Annotated in this window: 3 protein-coding genes; all 3 read left to right on the top strand. The window is 37.8% G+C overall.

What is annotated here, in order from left to right:
• The coding region (locus tag HMPREF0549_RS09745) for a DUF1829 domain-containing protein (RefSeq protein WP_003717182.1) at window positions 1–507 on the top strand (507 nt) is incomplete at its 5' end.
• Between the two features lie 27 nt (window positions 508–534).
• Complete coding sequence (gene rfbD / locus HMPREF0549_RS05000) at window positions 535–1,386, top strand: dTDP-4-dehydrorhamnose reductase (protein ID WP_003717181.1); 852 nt, start codon at window positions 535–537, stop codon at window positions 1,384–1,386.
• Window positions 1,387–1,419: 33 nt separating this feature from the next.
• Window positions 1,420–1,815, top strand: a complete 396-nt coding sequence (locus HMPREF0549_RS04995; RefSeq protein ID WP_003717180.1) for a type II toxin-antitoxin system HicB family antitoxin — start codon at window positions 1,420–1,422, stop codon at window positions 1,813–1,815.
• The last annotated feature ends 27 nt before the right edge of the window (window positions 1,816–1,842 follow it).

Below are 1,842 nucleotides of genomic sequence, written 5' to 3'. Positions count from 1 at the left end.
CAGGAAGATGAAGCTTTGTTAATTAGAACCTCATTAGAGCATTTTGCGGTAGCGAAGAACCGATTATTACAAGCAATTATGCGAATTAACGATATTTCTTATTTGAGTAAGGGAAATGTCAAAGAAGCCTTTAATGATATTGTTGAAGATTTCTTATTGAAGCAGGAAGTCCTCTACACGCCCAACGTTGAAATTGCTAATGGCGGTGGGATTTCATCTCATTTTGATTTTTCAATTCCCACTAAATCGGGGATAGAACGTTTAGTAAAAACATCTGCTCGACCTAACGATTTAAATTATGCTAAAGCGTTTAATTTTGATGTCAGAGTTACATCACCGGTCCGAAGCAATGCAAAGTTTTACTATATATTGAATGACTTTACTCATAAAGCCAAATTAAAAAAGCAAACTATCAATACTGCACTTGAAGGACTGGAGAAGCAAATCGCCGAAGTTTCAGGATTCGATGAAATTATGAAAGATAATCAAGTGTTGATAAATGAATAAAAGTTATTTTTGAGGGGGAATTATTAAATGTCAAAAATCTTAATCACTGGTGCTCATGGTCAACTGGGTACCGAATTATGTCACTTGTTAGATGAAAAGAAAATTGCTTACGATGCTTGTGGTTCAAAAGAATTAGATATTACCGACCAAAACCAAGTTAAGGCTAAGTTTGCAGAATTAAAACCAGCCGTTGTTTTTCATTGTGCTGCTTATACCGCTGTTGACAAGGCAGAAGATGAAGCTAAGAATCTTAATTGGCAAGTCAATGAGGACGGAACCAAAAATGTTGCCACGGCTGCGCAATCAATTGGTGCAACGATGGTCTATATTAGTACTGACTATGTTTTTGACGGCACTAACGAAGGCGAGTACCAGGTCGATGCGTCAACAAATCCGAAAAATGAGTATGGTAAGGCTAAATTAACCGGTGAAGAAGCAGTTAAATCAATCATGGATCGGTATTACATTATTCGGACTTCCTGGGTCTTTGGTGAATACGGAAAGAACTTTGTCTACACGATGCTCCGTCTAGCCAAGACTCATGATCATTTAACAGTAGTTGATGATCAAGTTGGTCGACCTACATGGACGCGGACTCTGGCTGAATTTATGTTGTATGCGGTTGAACACCAAATTCCATATGGTACTTACCAATTGTCAAATGATGGTTCTTGTACTTGGTATGAATTTGCTCGAGAGATTTTAAAAAACGAAAAAGTTGAAGTTAGTCCCGTTACTTCAGCAGAATATCCACAAAAGGCTTATCGTCCTCGGCATTCAATCATGAGTTTGGATAAAGTCAAGGCAACTGGATTTGAAGTGCCAACGTGGCAAGAGGCGTTGGGAAGATTTATGGATGAGGTAAGTGAAGAAAAGTAAATAATCGTGAAGATGGCATATTAACTACTAATTATGAAAGAAAAAATTTTAATTTATCCAGTGATTCTAACAGAATGTAATGACGAGGCAGGTCACTATTATGGGATCTCTTCTCCCAATATTAAGGGGATGGTTACGGATGGTAAAACTATGCAGGAAGCTGTTCTTCATGCTGAGAATGCTATAGCAACGATGATTAGTGATATGGCGGACTATCCAGAAGTACAAGATCCAAGAAAGTGGAAGCTTGGTAAAGACGATTCAGTTATGTGGGTTACAGTAAATATGGCAAAGTGTCTTAACCAGTATGGTAAAACCGTGCGCCGGAATATTTCACTCCCAGAAGAATTGAATAACTGGGCGAAAGAGAATAATATCAACGTTTCTCAAGTTACAACAAATGCGCTAAGGGAAATGAAGGAAGCATAAGATGAGTAAAAAAGAAGTTAAGGATAA

Origin of the sequence: Limosilactobacillus vaginalis DSM 5837 = ATCC 49540, assembly GCF_000159435.1 — a bacterium.
Taxonomy (GTDB): domain Bacteria; phylum Bacillota; class Bacilli; order Lactobacillales; family Lactobacillaceae; genus Limosilactobacillus; species Limosilactobacillus vaginalis.
This window is presented reverse-complemented; position numbering and strand designations above follow the sequence as displayed.